At 55.6% G+C, this 2,843-nt stretch carries 1 rRNA gene; it reads right to left on the bottom strand.

The features are described from left to right. Positions 1–2,397 (bottom strand): 23S ribosomal RNA (locus KVS67_RS11125); the annotation flags it as partial. Positions 2,398–2,843: the final 446 nt, after the last annotated feature.

Below are 2,843 nucleotides of genomic sequence, written 5' to 3'. Positions count from 1 at the left end.
TCACGGGCCGAAGTTAGATATCCAGAGTGACCAGAGTGGTATTTCAACGATGACTCCACGAACACTGGCGTGCCCGCTTCACAGTCTCCCACCTATCCTACACAAGCCACACCGAACACCAATACCAAACTATAGTAAAGGTCACGGGGTCTTTCCGTCCTTCTGCGCGTAACGAGCATCTTTACTCGTAATGCAATTTCGCCGAGTTCATGGTTGAGACAGCGGGGAAGTCGTTACTCCATTCGTGCAGGTCGGAACTTACCCGACAAGGAATTTCGCTACCTTAGGATGGTTATAGTTACCACCGCCGTTTACTGGGGCTTAAGTTCTCCGCTTCGCCGAAGCTAACGGGTCCCCTTAACCTTCCAGCACCGGGCAGGAGTCAGTCCATATACATCGTCTTACGACTTCGCATGGACCTGTGTTTTTGATAAACAGTCGCTTCCCCCTGGTCTCTGCGGCCCCGATCCCCTCACACCAGCGAGTGGTGCTCAAGGTTGGGGCCCCCCTTCTCCCGAAGTTACGGGGGCATTTTGCCGAGTTCCTTAACCATGATTCTCTCGATCGCCTTAGTATTCTCTACCTGACCACCTGTGTCGGTTTAGGGTACGGGCAGTTTGAACCTCGCGCCGATGCTTTTCTAGGCAGCATAGGATCACCGGATCACCCACCATGTGGGCGCCCATCAGGTCTCAGGCATACAGCCGGCGGATTTACCTACCGGCAGCCCTACACCCTTAGACCAGGTCATTTCCATTGCCCGGCCCGGCTACCTTCCTGCGTCACACCTGTTAATGCGCTTGCCTCCCCGGTTCAGGTCCCGCGCTCCCCACCACCGTCCCCGTCAAAGACGAGGATCGGGATGGTTCGGGCGGTTAGTATCACCGGCTCAGCATGGGCGGTTCTTCACTGGTACGGGAATATCAACCCGTTGTCCATCGACTACGCCTGTCGGCCTCGCCTTAGGTCCCGACTTACCCAGGGCAGATTAGCTTGACCCTGGAACCCTTAGTCATCCGGCGGACGGGTTTCTCACCCGTCTTTCGCTACTCATGCCTGCATTCTCACTCGTCCACAATCCACCAGAAGTTACCCGCTGGCTTCACCTCGTGAACGACGCTCCCCTACCCATCCAGCAAAACTGAATGCCACGGTTTCGGCGGTGTACTTGAGCCCCGCTACATTGTCGGCGCGGAATCACTTGACCAGTGAGCTATTACGCACTCTTTCAAGGGTGGCTGCTTCTAAGCCAACCTCCTGGTTGTCTCAGCAACTCCACATCCTTTCCCACTTAGCACACGCTTAGGGGCCTTAACCGGTGGTCTGGGCTGTTTCCCTCTCGACTATGAAGCTTATCCCCCACAGTCTCACTGCCACGCTCTCACTTCCCGGCATTCGGAGTTTGGCTGAAGTCAGTAACCTTGTAGGGCCCATCGTCCATCCAGTAGCTCTACCTCCGGGAAGAAACACGTGACGCTGCACCTAAATGCATTTCGGGGAGAACCAGCTATCACGGAGTTTGATTGGCCTTTCACCCCTACCCACAGCTCATCCCCTCCATTTTCAACTGAAGTGGGTTCGGTCCTCCACGCGCTCTTACACGCGCTTCAACCTGGCCATGGGTAGATCACTCCGCTTCGGGTCTAGGACACGCGACTCAATCGCCCTATTCAGACTCGCTTTCGCTACGGCTTCCCCACACGGGTTAACCTCGCCACGTATCACTAACTCGCAGGCTCATTCTTCAAAAGGCACGCTGTCACCCCACAAGGAGGCTCCAACGGTTTGTAGGCACATGGTTTCAGGTACTATTTCACTCCCCTCCCGGGGTACTTTTCACCATTCCCTCACGGTACTGATCCGCTATCGGTCAACAGGTAGTATTCAGGCTTACCAGGTGGTCCTGGCAGATTCACACGGGATTCCTCGGGCCCCGTGCTACTCGGGCAACCCCCCAACAGCGGCGGAACACATTTCGACTACGGGACTCTCACCCTCTACGGTCCAGCATCCACACTGGTTCGTCTATATGCCCGCACCTCACTGCGCCATGCCGGCAGACATGACAAGGAGGGGCCCACAACACCGCACATGCAACCCCTGCCGGGTATCACACACATACGGTTTAGCCCCATCCGCGTTCGCTCGCCACTACTAACGGAATCACTTTTGTTTTCTCTTCCTGTGGGTACTGAGATGTTTCACTTCCCCACGTTCCCTCCACCCGGTCTATGTGTTCAACCGGGGGTCACACGACACGTCGTGCGGGGTTTCCCCATTCGGAAATCCTGGTCTCAACGTCCGGTTATCGACTCCACCAGGCTTATCGCAGATTCCCACGTCCTTCTTCGGCTCCTGTTGCCAAGGCATCCACCATGCGCCCTTGGAAACTTTCACACACAATGAAAGTCCTCAAATGAGCAATATCTAACTAAGATGTCATTCTCGGCATCACCACACCTCACACACCACCCCAGGGGGGACAGTGCGATCAACGATGCAGCAACAAAAAAATAAGATGCTCGCGTCCACTATGCAGTTCTCAAACAACAACCCACACCCCATCCACCAACCCACAAGGCCAGCTTCACAAGATACGGAGACCAGAAACAACAACCCCAACCCTCACAGATCAGGGTGCCTGCTGTTCCAGGACCCAACAGTGTGCCAACACCAGCTCGCAGCCACCAACACCACCCATTCCAACCACACCCTCACAGGCATGACGTACTCGAGCACTGCCGGCACCACCACTGGCACCATTCATTGATGTTCCACCCATGAGCAACCCGCCATCACACACGCGGTGATGCAACGGGCACTGATGCTCCTTAGAAAGGAGG

This window comes from Micrococcus sp. GbtcB5 (assembly GCF_019091605.1).
Taxonomy (GTDB): domain Bacteria; phylum Actinomycetota; class Actinomycetes; order Actinomycetales; family Micrococcaceae; genus Micrococcus; species Micrococcus luteus.
The sequence above is the reverse complement of the archived record's forward strand: the minus strand, read 5'-3'. Positions and strand labels throughout refer to the sequence as shown.